Source organism: Pseudomonas protegens (genome assembly GCF_003732485.1).
GTDB lineage: Bacteria > Pseudomonadota > Gammaproteobacteria > Pseudomonadales > Pseudomonadaceae > Aquipseudomonas > Aquipseudomonas protegens_B.
The window spans coordinates 1-13,793 of the sequence record NZ_MOAK01000006.1 but is presented as its reverse complement, the minus strand read 5'-3'; the positions used below and the strand labels follow the sequence as shown (position 1 = coordinate 13,793).

14 protein-coding genes and 1 pseudogene are annotated in these 13,793 nt (G+C 62.7%); 7 read left to right on the top strand and 8 right to left on the bottom strand.

Annotation, left to right across the window (positions count from 1 at the left end):
- Window positions 1-23 precede the first annotated feature (23 nt).
- The 3 genes from antC to antA are packed head-to-tail and all read right to left on the bottom strand — an operon-like array spanning window position 24 to window position 2,947.
- Window positions 24-1,046 carry an anthranilate 1,2-dioxygenase electron transfer component AntC gene (gene antC / locus BLX41_RS00275; protein ID WP_123723285.1) on the bottom strand — a complete coding sequence of 341 codons (1,023 nt, stop codon included), beginning with the start codon at window positions 1,044-1,046 and terminating at the stop codon, window positions 24-26.
- 18 nt (window positions 1,047-1,064) lie between these two features.
- Complete coding sequence (gene antB / locus BLX41_RS00270; protein ID WP_123723284.1) at window positions 1,065-1,556, bottom strand: anthranilate 1,2-dioxygenase small subunit; 492 nt, start codon at window positions 1,554-1,556, stop codon at window positions 1,065-1,067.
- Between the two features lie 2 nt (window positions 1,557-1,558).
- Window positions 1,559-2,947 (bottom strand): anthranilate 1,2-dioxygenase large subunit, encoded by a 1,389-nt coding sequence (gene antA / locus BLX41_RS00265; RefSeq protein ID WP_123723283.1) that lies wholly within the window; start codon window positions 2,945-2,947, stop codon window positions 1,559-1,561.
- Window positions 2,948-3,283: 336 nt separating this feature from the next.
- On the opposite strand from antA, the gene BLX41_RS00260 reads away from it, so the two are divergent.
- A complete protein-coding gene (locus tag BLX41_RS00260) occupies window positions 3,284-4,297 on the top strand; it encodes an AraC family transcriptional regulator (protein ID WP_123723282.1) in 1,014 nt (337 codons plus the stop codon).
- A 6-nt stretch (window positions 4,298-4,303) separates the two neighbouring features.
- Here the strand turns inward: BLX41_RS00260 and BLX41_RS00255 are convergent, their stop codons facing one another.
- Window positions 4,304-4,777, bottom strand: coding sequence for an Lrp/AsnC family transcriptional regulator (locus tag BLX41_RS00255; RefSeq protein ID WP_123723302.1), 474 nt, complete (start codon window positions 4,775-4,777; stop codon window positions 4,304-4,306).
- A 188-nt stretch (window positions 4,778-4,965) separates the two neighbouring features.
- On the opposite strand from BLX41_RS00255, the gene kynU reads away from it, so the two are divergent.
- From kynU to BLX41_RS37530, 3 genes and pseudogenes are all read left to right on the top strand, one after another.
- A complete protein-coding gene (kynU, locus tag BLX41_RS00250) occupies window positions 4,966-6,216 on the top strand; it encodes a kynureninase (protein ID WP_123723281.1) in 1,251 nt (416 codons plus the stop codon).
- Between the two features lie 111 nt (window positions 6,217-6,327).
- Window positions 6,328-7,741: pseudogene (locus BLX41_RS00245) on the top strand (amino acid permease); the annotation flags it as partial.
- A gap of 5 nt (window positions 7,742-7,746) precedes the next feature.
- The gene (locus tag BLX41_RS37530) at window positions 7,747-8,172 is read left to right on the top strand and encodes a transposase (protein WP_473241671.1); all 426 of its coding nucleotides are present in this window, start codon (window positions 7,747-7,749) and stop codon (window positions 8,170-8,172) included.
- 277 nt (window positions 8,173-8,449) lie between these two features.
- Here BLX41_RS37530 and BLX41_RS00230 read toward each other — a convergent pair whose 3' ends face one another.
- The 3 genes from BLX41_RS00230 to BLX41_RS00220 all read right to left on the bottom strand — a co-directional run bounded on the left by BLX41_RS00230 (window position 8,450) and on the right by BLX41_RS00220 (window position 10,397).
- A complete protein-coding gene (locus BLX41_RS00230) occupies window positions 8,450-8,821 on the bottom strand; it encodes a MerR family DNA-binding protein (RefSeq protein WP_123723278.1) in 372 nt (123 codons plus the stop codon).
- Between the two features lie 62 nt (window positions 8,822-8,883).
- A complete protein-coding gene (locus BLX41_RS00225) occupies window positions 8,884-9,459 on the bottom strand; it encodes an NAD(P)H-dependent oxidoreductase (protein ID WP_123723277.1) in 576 nt (191 codons plus the stop codon).
- A 56-nt stretch (window positions 9,460-9,515) separates the two neighbouring features.
- Entirely contained in the window at window positions 9,516-10,397 is an 882-nt protein-coding gene (locus tag BLX41_RS00220; RefSeq protein ID WP_123723276.1) for a LysR family transcriptional regulator, read from the bottom strand.
- A 215-nt stretch (window positions 10,398-10,612) separates the two neighbouring features.
- On the opposite strand from BLX41_RS00220, the gene BLX41_RS00210 reads away from it, so the two are divergent.
- Window positions 10,613-11,377: a sulfite exporter TauE/SafE family protein gene (locus tag BLX41_RS00210; protein ID WP_123723275.1), complete on the top strand. Its 765-nt coding sequence runs from the start codon at window positions 10,613-10,615 to the stop codon at window positions 11,375-11,377.
- Between the two features lie 9 nt (window positions 11,378-11,386).
- Here BLX41_RS00210 and BLX41_RS00205 read toward each other — a convergent pair whose 3' ends face one another.
- Window positions 11,387-11,701, bottom strand: coding sequence for a putative quinol monooxygenase (locus BLX41_RS00205; protein ID WP_123723274.1), 315 nt, complete (start codon window positions 11,699-11,701; stop codon window positions 11,387-11,389).
- Between the two features lie 203 nt (window positions 11,702-11,904).
- On the opposite strand from BLX41_RS00205, the gene mdaB reads away from it, so the two are divergent.
- Both mdaB and BLX41_RS00195 read left to right on the top strand, forming a co-directional pair.
- Window positions 11,905-12,495, top strand: coding sequence for an NADPH:quinone oxidoreductase MdaB (gene mdaB, locus BLX41_RS00200; RefSeq protein WP_123723273.1), 591 nt, complete (start codon window positions 11,905-11,907; stop codon window positions 12,493-12,495).
- A gap of 67 nt (window positions 12,496-12,562) precedes the next feature.
- On the top strand, window positions 12,563-13,474 hold the full coding sequence (locus BLX41_RS00195; protein WP_011059134.1) for a LysR family transcriptional regulator: 912 nt from the start codon (window positions 12,563-12,565) through the stop codon (window positions 13,472-13,474).
- Window positions 13,475-13,793 lie beyond the last annotated feature (319 nt).

Genomic DNA, 13,793 nt, shown 5'->3' with positions numbered 1-13,793 from the left:
ATCGCGGCTGAATGCTGACGGGATCAGATATTACTCTCGGTAAACCGCTCGTAATACAGCTGAACGCGGTTAAGTTGCTGTTCTTGCAGCCAGATCCGGATCGAATCGACCATCGGTGGCGGCCCGCAAACGTACAGGTCGGTGTCGTTGTCCCGCAGTTCGCTGCTGTCCAGGTGCTCGGTGATGTAGCCGCGCTTGCCCGACCAATTCGGGTCGGTGTCACTGATTACCGGGGTGAAGCGAAACGCCGGCAAGCGCTCGCCGAGGGCCTGGATACGCGCCAGTTCGCACAGATCGGCACTGTGGCGCACGCCGTAGTACAGATGCAGCGGTTGCTGGCAGCCCTGCTCGACGATCTGCTCGAGCATCGCCAATAGCGCCGACAGTCCGGTGCCGCCGGCCACCAGCACCAGCGGACGGCTGATCTGGCGCAGGTAAAAGGCCCCCAGCGGCGCCTCCAGGGCAATGCTGTCACCCACCAGGCAACGCTCGCGGATGTAGTTGCTCATCACCCCGTCGGGCAGCAGGCGGATGAGGAACTGCAACTGGTTGTCCGCCCCCGGCCGGTTGGCGAAGGAGTAGGCGCGGCTGCTGTCGGTGCCGGGAATTCGCAGGCGCGCGTACTGGCCGGGGAGAAATTCCAGCGGTGTCTCGCTGCTGCCCAGGTCCAGGTGGAGGATGGCGGTGCTGTCCGAGACTTGGCGCACATCGATCACCGAGCCTGTGCGCTGCAGCGGATCGGCGCTGTGGCACAGGCTGGAATCGAAGTCGAAGTAGAACGCCGCATCCGACTGCACCCGGGTCTGGCAGGTGAGCATCTTGCGTTGCTCCAGGTCCTGGGGCGAGAGCGCTTCCTCGTCCACATAGTCCTGGCTGTACTGGCCCGACTCGCAACGGCCCTGGCAGGTGCCGCAGACCCCTTCGCGGCAGTCCAGGGGGATCTTGATGCCGTTGCGCAGGGCGGCGTCGAGCAATATTTCATTGGCCTTGACCGGGAAGAACAGGGTCTTGCCGTCGGCAAAGCTGAACGCGACCTTGTGCGTCATGAAGAAATGTCCGTCGAGTCAGAGGTGGTAGAAATCGAGCACCGAGTTGATCGTGTCGTTGAGCAGCAGCACGTGCTTGCGCTGGATCAGCCAGCTGTCGCCGTGGGGCTTGAGGTCGTAGGTGGCGTGGCCATAGAAGTCCTCGGAGGTGGCCAGGCGATAGAACAGCGTGTGCCAGTTCAGGCGCACCTGCAGATGGCCATGGTCGCCCTCGGCGATCCGCAGGTTGCTGACCATGTGCAGGGTGCGCGGCATGGGAATGGTCGAGGCCGCCTTGCCGGTGCGCAGGCGGAACACCCGGTCCTCCAGCCCCGAACGGTTGGCGTAGTAGATCAGCGACATCTCGCGTTTCGGGTCCTGGGTGTAGACGTGTTCCGAGTCCCATTGCGGCAGGTGGAACTCGCTGTCCTCGGCGAACAGCTGCAGGTAGGCGTCCCAGTCCTGGGCGTCGCAGAGTTCGGACTTGCGATAGAAGAATTGCTCGATCTGGTACTGCAATTGCGCATTCATGCTTACACCTCACGCAGTTTCAGGGGCTGGCGCTGCAGGCCGTCGAGGAGGAACTTCTGCCAGTTCTGGTGCTGGTTGACGTACAGCCCCTCATGGGTGATTTCGGTGCCGGTCATGGCCGGCTGGATGCCCAGGTTCTCGCTGTTGGCGGTGGGCCCGCTGACCCAGCGATGATGGCCGCGCGAGACATCGCTCCAGCGCTCCAGGCGCCCCTGGAAACCGCGCTGGGCCTCGCGAAATTCCACCAGGTCGTCCGGCGTGCCCATGCCCGAAACGTTGAAGAAATCCTCGAACTGGCGGATGCGGTTTTCCCGGTCGGCGTCGCTCTCGCCCTTGACCCCGATGCACTGGCTGATGATTTCGGTCTTGTTCCAGGCAATGGGGCGGATGATCCGCAGCTGGGAGCTGATCTGGTCAAGAAAGAACAGGCTCGGGTAGATGTTCAGGTTGCGCAGGCGGTGCATCATCCACTCGGCCTTGGCCTGGCCGTGTTCTTCCACCAGGCGCGGCATGATGCTGGCGTAACCGGAACGCACTGCCGGGTTGGGCATCTCGCTGAACAGCACGCTGTGGCCGTTGTTGAAGGCGAACCAGCCGTCGTCGGTGCTGGCGTCGCCGGCGCCCAGCTTGCTGTAGTCCAGGGTGGCGCTGCTGCCGGTGCCGTTGTCGCTGTTGACCTGCTGGCGGTGCTGCACCGTGGCCACGTAGTTGTAGTGCACGGTGCTGACGTGATAACCGTCCAGGCCGTTCTCGTTCTGCAGCTTCCAGTTGCCGTCGTAGGTGTAGGCCGACTTGCCCGGCAGCACCTCCAGTTCACCGTCGGGGGACTGGGCGACCATCATGTCGAAGAAGATTCGTGCATCGCCGAGGAAGTCTTCCAGGGAATTGTCGGCAGCCACGTCCAGGCTGATGAAGACAAAGCCCTTGTAGCTGTCGATGCGGGCCTTCTTCAGGCCGCGGGTGGCCTTGTCGAAACCCTCGTCGTATTCCCCAGGCGCCTTGACCTTCACCAGGCGCCCGTCGCTCTTGTAGCACCAGGCATGGAACGGGCAGGTGAAGGTCGACTGGTTGCCCTTGCCCACCCGGGTCAGGGTGGTTCCGCGGTGCTGACAGGCGTTGATCAGGGCATTGAGCCGGCCCTCGCCGTCGCGGGTGATGATCATCGGCTGGCGCCCGGCACGCATCGTGATGAAGTCGTGATTGTTGGGCAATTCGCTTTCGTGACAGGCATAGATCCAGTTCTTTTCGAAGATCAGTTCCATCTCCAGATCGAACAGCTCGGGCTCGGTGAACATCTCCCGGGCGATCCGGAACACCCCGTCCGCGGGACGAAAATCCAGGCAGCTGTGGATGAAGTCTTGCCACTGCTCGACGCTTCTTGCACCACTCATGAGTCGGTACCTTTTTTATTCAGGCCAATCGGGTGTCGCCATTAGAGAGAGTGCAGGGCGCCGGTGGCTATCCGCTTAGTCGGCCAAGGCCATCCACAAAATTGCCTGGGTAGCCTCTACCCACAATCGTGCGGATAAGTGATCGACGGCTGCATCGCGGGGCGCTGATCGGCTACTGTGAGTCCTGCCAAAGAGGACGAGAGGGCGGGGTTATCCACTTAGTTGGCGATTGCTATCCACTGGGTTGGCAGCATCGTCGGCTGGCGCAAAACTTGCCCTGTCACACAAGACGCGCCGTCAGAGCGCGCTGAATAAAATTGCCGTGGGTGCGCCGTGATGAATAGCAAGGCTGATGGGCTGTTTCGCGAGATTCGGATCGATCGTTATGACCTCGAAGGGGCCAGGAACTGGATGGCGGGCATCTGTGGCCCCCACCGCCTGGAAACCGCGAACCCCGAACGCATCCGTTTTCACCACAGTGCCAATGTACTCAGGTCGCGCTCCACGACCCTGGGCATCATCGAGTACGGCACCGATGTGGTGGTGGATATCGAGGACACCGAGCGCTTCAGCAGCTACAGCCTGAGCCTGCCCCTGTGCGGCGAGCAGGAGCTGAGCAAGGACGGCCGCCTGCTGCGCTCGGATCGCGGCCAGGGAGTGATCATTGCCCCCAACGAAAGCCAGGTACTGGCCATCTCCGGCGACTGCCGCAAGTTGCAGGTGGTGATTTCCCGGCCGGCCATGAGCGAGGCCCTGGAAACCTTGCTGCAACGCCCGGTCGAGCAGCCGCTGCGCTTCGAGCCGGCCATGGATGCACTGCATGGCGCCGCCGCGGCCTGGTGGCGCATGGCGCATCACTTCATTGGCGAACTGGCCCAAGGCAACGAGCTCTACGAGCAACTGGCCTTCACCCGGGAAATCGAAAGCTCCCTGATCAAGGGCCTGATCCTGGCCCAGCCCAACAACTACTCCACGGAGTTGCGGGCGATGCTCGGGGTCAAGCTGCCGCATTACCTGGTGCGTGCCCGCCAGTACCTGCACGAGCATGCCCGGGAGGCGGTGCACCTGGAGGACCTGGAAGCCGCCGCCGGCGTTTCGCGCTTCAAATTGTTCGAGGCCTTTCGCAAGTACTTCGCCCTGTCGCCCATGGCCTATCTCAAGCGCCATCGGCTCAATGGCGTGCGCCAGGACATCCTCGAACACGGCGCGGCGCGCAATATTTCCGAGATTGCCCTGGCCTGGGGCTTTACTCACCTGGGGCGGTTTTCCGCGGAGTACCGCAAGCTGTTCGACGAGGCGCCGAGCGCCACGGCCCAGCGCCACCAGGCGCGGCGCCCGGTGGGGTTTTAGGGCAGGCTACTTGCGCAGCACCAGGTCCAGCAGGCCGTCCTGTTCCTTGATCTTCTGCAGGACGATTTCCGAGCGGATGTCGGTGACCCCGGACGCGCGGTTCAGGTGATTGACGATGAAATCCGAGAAGTGCTTGAGGTTGCGCGCCCGGATGCGCAGCACGTAGTTGCTGGCGCCGGTGATCACGTAGGCGGCCACCACTTCCGGCCATTGCTGGACCTTGTTGATAAACGTCTCGTGCCAGCCTTCCACGTCCTGGCGCAGGGACACATGGACGATGGCTTCCAGCTCGATCCCCAGGCGCTCGGCGTTGAGCTGAGCGCGGTAGCCGCTGATGATGCCGTCGCCTTCGAGCATGCGCAGGCGGCGCAGGCAGGCGGAGGGCGAAAGGGCGACTTTCTCCGCCAGTTCCTGATTGCTGATACGCCCATCCTGTTGCAGGAAGTGCAGGATGCGCAGGTCGGTGGAGTCGAGGGTCATGGCTGGCATAAATCCGCGTTTTTTATTGGAGGATTAGAATTTTATTCGAGATTAGTACGGTAACGCGCTGCACTTTGCACGAAAATTCTCCGCAGCTTCGTCCATTATTTCCTGAGTTTGCGGGTTGCCCAGACCCCGTGCCCGGCCCGCGCAAGGCGGGCATGACATTGACCAAGACAGGACTTCCAATGATCGATAAAAACCACTGCCTGCGTCTCGATGAACAGGACCCACTGGCGCCGCTGCGCCAACAGTTCGCCTTGCCCGAGGGCGTGATCTACCTCGACGGCAACTCCCTGGGGGCTCGCCCTGTGGCTTCCCTGGAACGGGCCCGGCAAGTGATCGAGCAGGAGTGGGGCGATGGCCTGATCCGCAGCTGGAACAGCGCCGGCTGGCGTGATCTGCCCCAGCGCCTGGGAGACCGCCTGGCCCCGCTGATCGGCGCCGGCAGCGGCGAAGTGGTGATCACCGACACCACGTCCATCAACCTGTTCAAGGTCCTCAGCGCAGCCCTGCAGGTGCAGGCCGAGCGTGCCCCCGAGCGGCGGGTGATCGTTTCCGAAAGCAGCAACTTTCCCACCGATCTGTACATTGCCGAGGGCCTGACCCGGATGCTCCAGCAGGGCTATTCCCTGCGCCTGGTGGACAGCCCGGAACAGCTCCCGGCGGCAATCGACCAGGACACGGCGGTGGTGATGCTCACCCACGTCAACTACAAGACCGGCTACATGCACGACATGCAGGCCGTTACCGGGCTGATCCACGAAGCCGGCGCCCTGAGCCTCTGGGACCTGGCCCACTCGGCGGGCGCGGTGCCGGTGGAACTGAACCGTTCCGGCGCCGACTACGCCATCGGCTGTACCTACAAATACCTCAATGGCGGCCCAGGTTCGCAAGCCTTCGCCTGGGTCGCTCCGGCCCTCTGCGATCTGGTGACCCAGCCACTGTCCGGCTGGTTCGGGCATGCCCGGCAGTTCGACATGGCCACCCAGTACGAACCCTCCAGCGGTATTGCGCGCTACCTGTGCGGCACCCAGCCGATCACCTCCCTGGCCATGGTCGAGTGCGGTCTGCAGATCTTCGAACAGACCGACATGCAAAGCCTGCGGCGCAAGTCCCTGGCCCTGACCGACCTGTTCATCGAACTGGTGGAACAGCGTTGCGCCGGCCATGACCTGAAGCTGGTGACCCCGCGGGATCACGCCAAGCGCGGCAGCCACGTGAGCTTCGAACACCCCGAAGGCTACGCGGTGATCCAGGCCCTGATTGCCCGTGGTGTGATCGGCGATTATCGCGAGCCACGGATCATGCGTTTCGGCTTCACCCCGCTCTACACCCGCTTCAGTGAGGTCTGGGAGGCGGTGCAGATTCTCGGTGAAATCCTCGATGAAAAAACCTGGGCCCAGGCGCAATTCCAGGTGCGTCACAGCGTGACCTGACCGGGCTCCTGCTTCCTGGTCACCGCAGCCTGCGGTGATCAGGACAAGCGGCACAAGGATGGGCCGTCACATCGATCTATACGTGCACACAACAATAAAGAGGCACTCAAAGTGACCACCTCCAACAAGGGTTTCGAAGCGATTTCCAATCGCGAGCACGGCCTCAGGCGCCAGCTGACCGCCGGCCAGATGAGCATGATCGCCATTGGCGGGGCCATCGGCACCGGCCTGTTCATGGGCAGTGCCTACGCCATCGGCTATGCCGGCCCCAGCGTGCTGTTGAGCTATGCCATCGGCGCGCTGATCACCCTGCTGCTGATGGGCTGCCTGGCGGAAATGACCGTGGCCCATTCCACCTCCGGCTCCTTCGGCGCCTATGCCGAGTTCTACATCAGTCCCCTGGCCGGGTTCCTGGTGCGCTATGCCTATTGGGCGGCCATCGTGCTGGCGGTGGGCGCCGAGGTCACGGCCATTGCCATGTACATGAAGTACTGGTTCGCCAACGTCCCGGAATGGGTGTGGATCGTTTCCTTCTCCAGCGTGCTGGTGCTGCTCAACGCCATCAGCGTGAAGACCTTCGGCAACTTCGAGTACTGGTTCTCCACTATCAAGATCGCGGCCATCGTCGGCTTCATCCTCCTCGCGGTGTACGTGGTGTTCGGCTCCGGCAACCCCGATTACGGCGTGCACAACTACAGCGCCCACGGCGGCTTCTTCCCCAATGGTTTCCAGGGCATGTGGATCGCGGTAATTGTGTCGATCTTCAGTTACCTGAGCGTGGAAATGATCGCGGTGGCGGCGGGGGAGGCCCAGGACCCGCAACGTGCGGTGAAGCAGGCGTTTCGCGCCACCATCGTGCGCCTGGTGGTGTTCTACCTGCTGACCCTGGCCCTGATGCTGGCGATCGTGCCCTGGGTCCAGGCGGGCAAGGCCCAGAGCCCGTTCGTCACGGTGATGCAGACCATCGGCATTCCCGGGGCCACCGGGGTGATGAACTTCGTGATCCTGATCGCGGCCCTGTCGGCGATGAATAGCCAGCTCTACATCACCACGCGGATGATGTTCAGCCTGTCCCGCGCCGGCTTTGCGCCCAAGTCCATGGGCGCCTTGAGCAAGACCGGGATTCCGCTGAATGCCTTGCTGCTGTCCAGCTCCGGTATCGCCCTGGCCACCTTGATCAACGTGCTGTACCCGGAGAGTTCATTCGTCCTGATGATGGCGATCTCGATGTTCGGCGCGATCTTCACCTGGTTCATGATCTTCCTCACCCACTACTGCTTCCGTCGTTATCACCAGCGTCATGGTGAACAGCAACTGTCATTCCGCATGCGCCTGTTTCCCTACAGCACTCTGCTGGGACTGGTGCTGATGGGGGCGGTGATGATCACCACCTTCTTCACCGAGGCGTTCAAGATGACCCTGGTGTTCGGGGTGCCCTTCCTGCTGTTGCTGACCCTGGTCTACTACCTGTGCTTCCGTAAGCCCAGGACGGTCGCCGGACTGTCCGAGGTCTGAGGCCACGCCTCCCGGATGTCCAGCAGCTTGGCCTGCTCTCGTACGTATAGCTCGTACGTATCGGTGGAGGCCGGTGTACCGGCCGATCACCCCATTCGTAGGCTTCGCATCTTGGTCGATACGATTCTCCGCGAGCTGAGCGATCTGCTGGACACCCGCTATGCGGACGCTGGGCGGCCGTCGATTCCGTCTGAGCGGATTCTCCGGGCATCGCGGGTGCAGGTTGTGTATAGCGTGCGTAGTGAGCGACTAAGGAGGGTGGTTAGGTCGCGCCACCTTGCGAGGCTGGGTCACCTGGGCCTTAGCGGCTTACAATGTGATCCGCCTGGGCGCAATCGCTGGGTGGTGGCAGCCATCCCCAACTTGAGTTGTGGTGAGTGTCGCGCTTGCGACGAACGAGCTGACTTGAAAATCGAAAGCCTTCAAAGGTGCTGCGCATGACAAATTGGCAACGTGGTGACTTAGTCGAGCTAGACGGCCTTCTTGCGGTCGTGGTCGGCATTGAGGGGGACCCAAATGTCCCCGAGGAACACATCGCAGCTTGGTTTGGTGCCCCAAGTTGCATCCGAAAGTCTGAGGGCGGAGCTGGTGGAGCGAGTCCGGAGGTCTGGACGGTGCCAGCGTACTTGTTCGTGCGAGCCGCTGAGTCTGATTGGCGTCACTAATTAATTGAATTTTCTATCGGAATGCACTTTTCTGCTCCTTTCTCAACGACCCGCTAGAGGCTACCCAGGGGGCACTCCTCGCGAGCCTGTTGCAGGCTGGTCTCGAAGACTTCGAGCCGGCTCTGCAACTGCTGCAAGTCATCGATCTGTTGTTGCAGCTCGCGCCTCTTTTGCGCCAGGGCGGCCTGCGCGCGGTCCCAGGGAAAGGCCTGGCCCTTGTGCGTGGCGAACACCTGCTGCAATTCCTTGAGCTTGAAACCCAGCTGCTGCGCGCATTTGATGAACATCAGTTGCTCGACGCTCTGGGCGTCATAGAGACGGTAGCGACCCTGACGCGGAGCTTCGGGCAACAGGCCGATGGCTTCGTAGTGACGGATGCACTTGACCGTGGTCCCGGACAGTTGCGCGGCTTGGCCGATGTACATGAAAACTCCTTGTTCAGTACCGGTCGCGGGCGGTGGACGGCGTTGCGCATTATCCGCTGGATTCACTGCCTGGCAAGGTACTGCGCCTGCATCAGCCAATCCGCCTTGCGTTCTTCGCTGGCGTCCAGCACCGGGCCAAAGGTCAGGGTGCGCAACGGCTTGATGCCGCAGAAGGCCAGGGTGGTGCGGCGCATCTGCTGCAAGCCGGGCATGCGATAGAACCAGCGGAAATACCAGGGCGGGGTGTCCATGGTCACCATCAGGTGGGCGGTGCGGCCCTTGAGCAGTTGCTCGGGAAAGGCCTTGCCGGGGCGGTACTTGAAGGCGAAGCCCGGCAGCAGCACGCGGTCGAGAAAGCCCTTCATCAGGGCCGGAATCCCGCCCCACCAGATGGGGAAGACCCAGGTCAGGTGCTCGGCCCAGAGGATGTCGGCCTGGGCCTGTTGCAGATCGGTCTCCAGGGGCTGGATCTGCCGGTAGCCTTCACGCAGCACCGGATCGAAGTGCAGGTCGCCGAGCCTGAGCTGGCGCACGTCATGCCCGGCCTCCTGTGCCGCCTTCACATAGCGCTCGCTCAATGCCGCGCACAGGCTGTTGCGCGAGGGGTGGCCGAGAATCACCAGGATGCGTTTGCTCATTGCCGTGGTCCTTGAGGAATAAACCCCAAGGCTAAAGTCTGCCCCTAAGGGGAGAGTCAAGGTTGCAGCAGTGCCGCGCACAAACCTTGGGCATACAGTGGCAACGCCGCGAAGTCGCGGGCGCACAACAGCAACCGGCGCCGGGCCCAGGCTTCGCTCAGAGGGCGGGACTGCAATGGCAGGTGACGGTTGCGCTCCAGGGCCGCCAGGGGTACCAGCGCCAGCCCGGCACCACGGGCCACCATGCGCAGCAGGGCGTCGAAGCCTTCGGCGCGGATGCGCAATTGCATGCGTCGTCCCAGGTGCAGGGCCTGTTCCTCCAGATACACCGCCAGAGCGCTGTGGCTGGCCAGGCCAACGTAGTCGTGGGCCAGGGTGTCGCTGAAACTGGGGTTGGGCTGCAGGCTCAGCGGGTGATCCTGGGGCATCACCAGGACCAGCGGATCATCACGGAAAGGCCGGCTCATCAGTCCCTGAGTGTCCACCGCGTCGGAGACGATACCCAGGTCTGCCGCACCCTGGCGCAGGGCGTGGGTGATGCGCTGGCTGGGCAATTCCTGCAGGTCGATATCCACCTGGGGCTGGTTGTGCAGGAAGTCCGCCAACAGCTCCGGCAGGTACTCGCTGAGGGCGGTGGTGTTGCACAACAAGCGCACCTGGCCCTTGATCCCCCTGGCGTATTCGGCGAGGTCCTGTTGCAGGTGTTCGGCGTACAGCAACAGCGTCCGGGCATGTTGGGCCAGTGCCTTGCCGGCGGGTGTCGGGCTGATGCCGCGGCGCCCGCGTTCGAGGAACTCGATGCCCAGGGAGGCTTCCATGGCGCGGATTCGAGCGCTGGCGGCGGCCAGGGACAAGTGGCTGCGAGCGGCCCCGGCGGTGATGTTGCCGGCCTCCAGAATATTCAGGTAAAGCCGCAGGTCGATCAGATCGAAGTGCATGAATGATTCCCCAACCAGCAATTTCTTATGTAGGAGCCGGCTTGCCGGCGAAGAGGCCTTCGGATTTTGCATCGGGCTTGAGTGCGCCTTCGCTGGCAAGCCAGCTCCTGCGGAGGTACGGGCAATAGGTTTTTGTATGTGCCTATTGCCAGGCAAGAGGCTGGCTCAGTATATGGCAGATTTTCAGCTCGGCGAGCAGGGCGCAGGATAGGCCCATGAACAGCTCTCTCGCGTTTTATCAAAACCTCGGACTGGCCCTTTCTCTGCTGGTCATCGGCACCTTCGTACTGGCCGGCATGGTCAAGGGGGTGATCGGTCTCGGGCTGCCCACCATTGCCATGGGTTTGTTGGGGTTGGCTATGGCTCCGGCGCAGGCTGCGGCCTTGCTGATCATTCCGGCGACCCTGACCAACCTCTGGCAATTGGCCTTTGGCGAGCACCTGCCGGCCTTGCTCAAGCGCCTGTGGCCGATGCTGCTGGCGATCTTCGTCGGCACTGCGGCCGGTTCCCTGTGGCTGGGCATCGATGGCGGGCATTGGGTGGTGCGGGGGCAGGGGGGCGCCTTGCTGCTGTATGCGCTGAGCGGTCTGTTGCTGCCGAGCTTGCGGCTCGCCCCTGTCCATGAGTGCTGGCTGGCACCGTTGTGCGGGCTGATTACCGGCGTCATCACCTCCGCCACCGGGGTGTTCGTGATCCCGGCGGTGCCCTATCTGCAGGCCCTGGGTTTGAACAAGGATCAGTTGGTGCAGGCCCTGGGCATGTCGTTCACCGTCTCGACCCTGGCCCTGGCCGCCGGCCTGCTGTGGCGTGGCGCCCTGGGCAGCGCTGAGCTGGGGGCTTCATTGCTGACCCTGGCCCCGGCGCTGTTGGGCATGTGGCTGGGGCAATGGCTGCGCCAGCGCATCAGCGCCCTGCTGTTCAAGCGGGCGTTCTTTATCGGCCTGGGGCTGCTGGGCGGGCACCTGCTGATCAGCGGCTAGACCTTTTGCTCAGCGGCCAGCCGCAGCGGGGCTGAGCATGTCGATGGCGCGGATCTCGAAGTCCTGCTCCAGGTAGTCCATGCGGGCCTCGAGGAACTGCTGCATGTGCGGCAGGCTGGAGTGGATATCCAGCGCCTCCTGGGAGGCCCAGACCTCATAGAAAATGAACAGGCTCGGGTCCTGCCGGTCCCGCAGCATGTGGTATTCGATGCAGCCTGCTTCGGCGCGACTGGCCGCGACGTGCCCGAGGAAGAAGGCTTCGAAAGCGTCGGCGCGCTCGGGACGGGTCTTGGCATGGAGGATAAAGGCCTGGGGCGTGGACATACTGTAAGCGCTCGCTGCGTTAGAGGAGGTTGAAAATTCTAAGGCAACAATCCGCTGTCGATTCGTGCGTTTGAGTCAAATGTATTTTGAACAACCCGGGCTTATTCTCCCGCCCTTGCCTGATTAACCTGCCGCCATCGTTTTCAATCTTCACAGCCCGCCGCTACCGATGCGCAACGGGTTGTTCCCGATGAGGCTGGATCATGAAAAAAGTACTGCTGCTCAATGGCGCCAAACAATTCGCCCACTCCGATGGCCGCTACAACGCCACCCTGCACGACACCGCCCTGGCGGTACTGGATCGTGGCGGCCTGGAGGTCAAGGTCACCCACATCGACGAGGGCTACGACATCCAGGAAGAAGTGGCGAAGTTTCTCTGGGCTGACGTGATCATCTATCAGATGCCCGGCTGGTGGATGGGGGCGCCGTGGATCGTCAAGAAGTACATCGACGAAGTCTTCACCGAAGGCCACGGCAGCCTCTACGCCAGCGATGGCCGGACCCGTTCCGACGCCTCGCAGAAATACGGCAGCGGCGGCCTGATCCAGGGCAAGCAGTACATGCTGTCGCTGACCTGGAACGCGCCGCAGCAGGCCTTTGACGACCCCAGCGATTTCTTCGAAGCCAAGGGCGTGGACGCGGTGTACTTCCCGTTCCACAAGGCCAACCAGTTCCTCGGCATGAGCGGTTTGCCGACCTTTCTCTGTGTCGACGTGATGAAGCGCCCGAACATCGAAGGCGATGTGCAGCGTTATGAGGAACACCTCAAGGCGGTGTTCAATCTCCCGGGTTGAATCCGGCTACTATTGAGTGCCTTGAAATTCAGGGGCGATGTCGCCCCGCTGCCGCCAGAGGACTCATGTGAAAGCCCGATCCGACGAGTTGCAAGTCTTCGTCTGTGTCATCGAGTGCGGCTCGATTTCCGCCGCCGCCGAGCAATTGGCCCAGACCCCTTCGGCGGTCAGCCGCAGCTTGTCGCGGCTGGAGGCCAAGCTCGACACCACGCTGATCAACCGCACCACCCGGCGCATGGACCTGACCGAAGAAGGGCGTTATTTCTTCGAGCAGGCCAAGCTGATCCTCGACCAGATGGACGAGCTCGAAGAGCGCCTGTCCTCGCGCCAGCGCAATCCGTCCGGGCGCTTGCGGATCAACGCTGCGTCGCCCTTCATGCTGCACGCCATCGTTCCCTATGTGGCTGAGTTCCGCAGTCTGTACCCGGATATCCAGCTGGAACTCAACAGCAACGACCTGATCATCGACCTGCTGGAGCAGAGCACCGATATCGCCATTCGCATCGGCGTGCTGGCGGATTCGACCCTGCATGCCCGCTCCCTGGGCTGCAGCCCGCTGCATATCCTCGCCAGCCCTGACTACCTGGCCCGCCACGGCACGCCACAAAGCGTGGCTGAACTGGCCGGGCACACCCTGCTGGGCTTCACCCAGACCGAGACCCTCAACCACTGGCCGCTACGCCATGTACATGGCGACCGCTGGCAGATCCAGCCGGGCATCAGCGCCTCCAGCGGCGAGACCCTGCGCCACCTGGCGTTGGAAGGGCAGGGCATTGCCTGCCTGTCGCACTTCATGACCATCGACGACATCCGCGCCGGGCGCCTGCAACCGGTACTGGCCTCGTTCAACAGCGGCTATCGCCAGCCGATCAACGCGGTGTACTACCGCAACTCGCAACTGGCCCTGCGCATCCAGTGCTTCCTGGATTTCATCCAGGGCAAGCTGGCGGACTACGCCAACCCCGAGTTCCAGGGCTGAAAGCCCCGTTCCCCGCCTATCACCCGTAGGAGCCGGCTTGCCGGCGAAGGGGCCTCCGGGATTTGCGCAAGTCTTGAAATCGCTTTCGCTGGCAAGCCAGCTCCTACGGTGGCTGTGAGCATCGGGTCTGTCCGGCAGTCGACCCCTTGTAGGAGCCGGCTTGCTGGCGAAGGGGCTTCCTGGATTTCATCCAGGGCAAGCTGGCGGACTACGCCAACCCCGAGTTCCAGGGCTGAAAGCCCCGTTCCCCGCCTATCACCCGTAGGAGCCGGCTTGCCGGCGAAGGGGCCTCCGGGATTTGCGCAAGTCTTGAAATCGC

Bases quoted from the DNA above. Each gene is read 5' to 3' on its own strand.
- antC (WP_123723285.1), bottom strand. From the start codon at position 1,046: ATGACGCACAAGGTCGCGTTCAGCTTTGCCGACGGCAAGACCCTGTTC.
- antB (WP_123723284.1), bottom strand. From the start codon at position 1,556: ATGAATGCGCAATTGCAGTACCAGATCGAGCAATTCTTCTATCGCAAG.
- antA (WP_123723283.1), bottom strand. From the start codon at position 2,947: ATGAGTGGTGCAAGAAGCGTCGAGCAGTGGCAAGACTTCATCCACAGC.
- BLX41_RS00260 (WP_123723282.1), top strand. From the start codon at position 3,284: ATGAATAGCAAGGCTGATGGGCTGTTTCGCGAGATTCGGATCGATCGT.
- BLX41_RS00255 (WP_123723302.1), bottom strand. From the start codon at position 4,777: ATGACCCTCGACTCCACCGACCTGCGCATCCTGCACTTCCTGCAACAG.
- kynU (WP_123723281.1), top strand. From the start codon at position 4,966: ATGATCGATAAAAACCACTGCCTGCGTCTCGATGAACAGGACCCACTG.
- BLX41_RS37530 (WP_473241671.1), top strand. From the start codon at position 7,747: ATGTCCAGCAGCTTGGCCTGCTCTCGTACGTATAGCTCGTACGTATCG.
- BLX41_RS00230 (WP_123723278.1), bottom strand. From the start codon at position 8,821: ATGTACATCGGCCAAGCCGCGCAACTGTCCGGGACCACGGTCAAGTGC.
- BLX41_RS00225 (WP_123723277.1), bottom strand. From the start codon at position 9,459: ATGAGCAAACGCATCCTGGTGATTCTCGGCCACCCCTCGCGCAACAGC.
- BLX41_RS00220 (WP_123723276.1), bottom strand. From the start codon at position 10,397: ATGCACTTCGATCTGATCGACCTGCGGCTTTACCTGAATATTCTGGAG.
- BLX41_RS00210 (WP_123723275.1), top strand. From the start codon at position 10,613: ATGAACAGCTCTCTCGCGTTTTATCAAAACCTCGGACTGGCCCTTTCT.
- BLX41_RS00205 (WP_123723274.1), bottom strand. From the start codon at position 11,701: ATGTCCACGCCCCAGGCCTTTATCCTCCATGCCAAGACCCGTCCCGAG.
- mdaB (WP_123723273.1), top strand. From the start codon at position 11,905: ATGAAAAAAGTACTGCTGCTCAATGGCGCCAAACAATTCGCCCACTCC.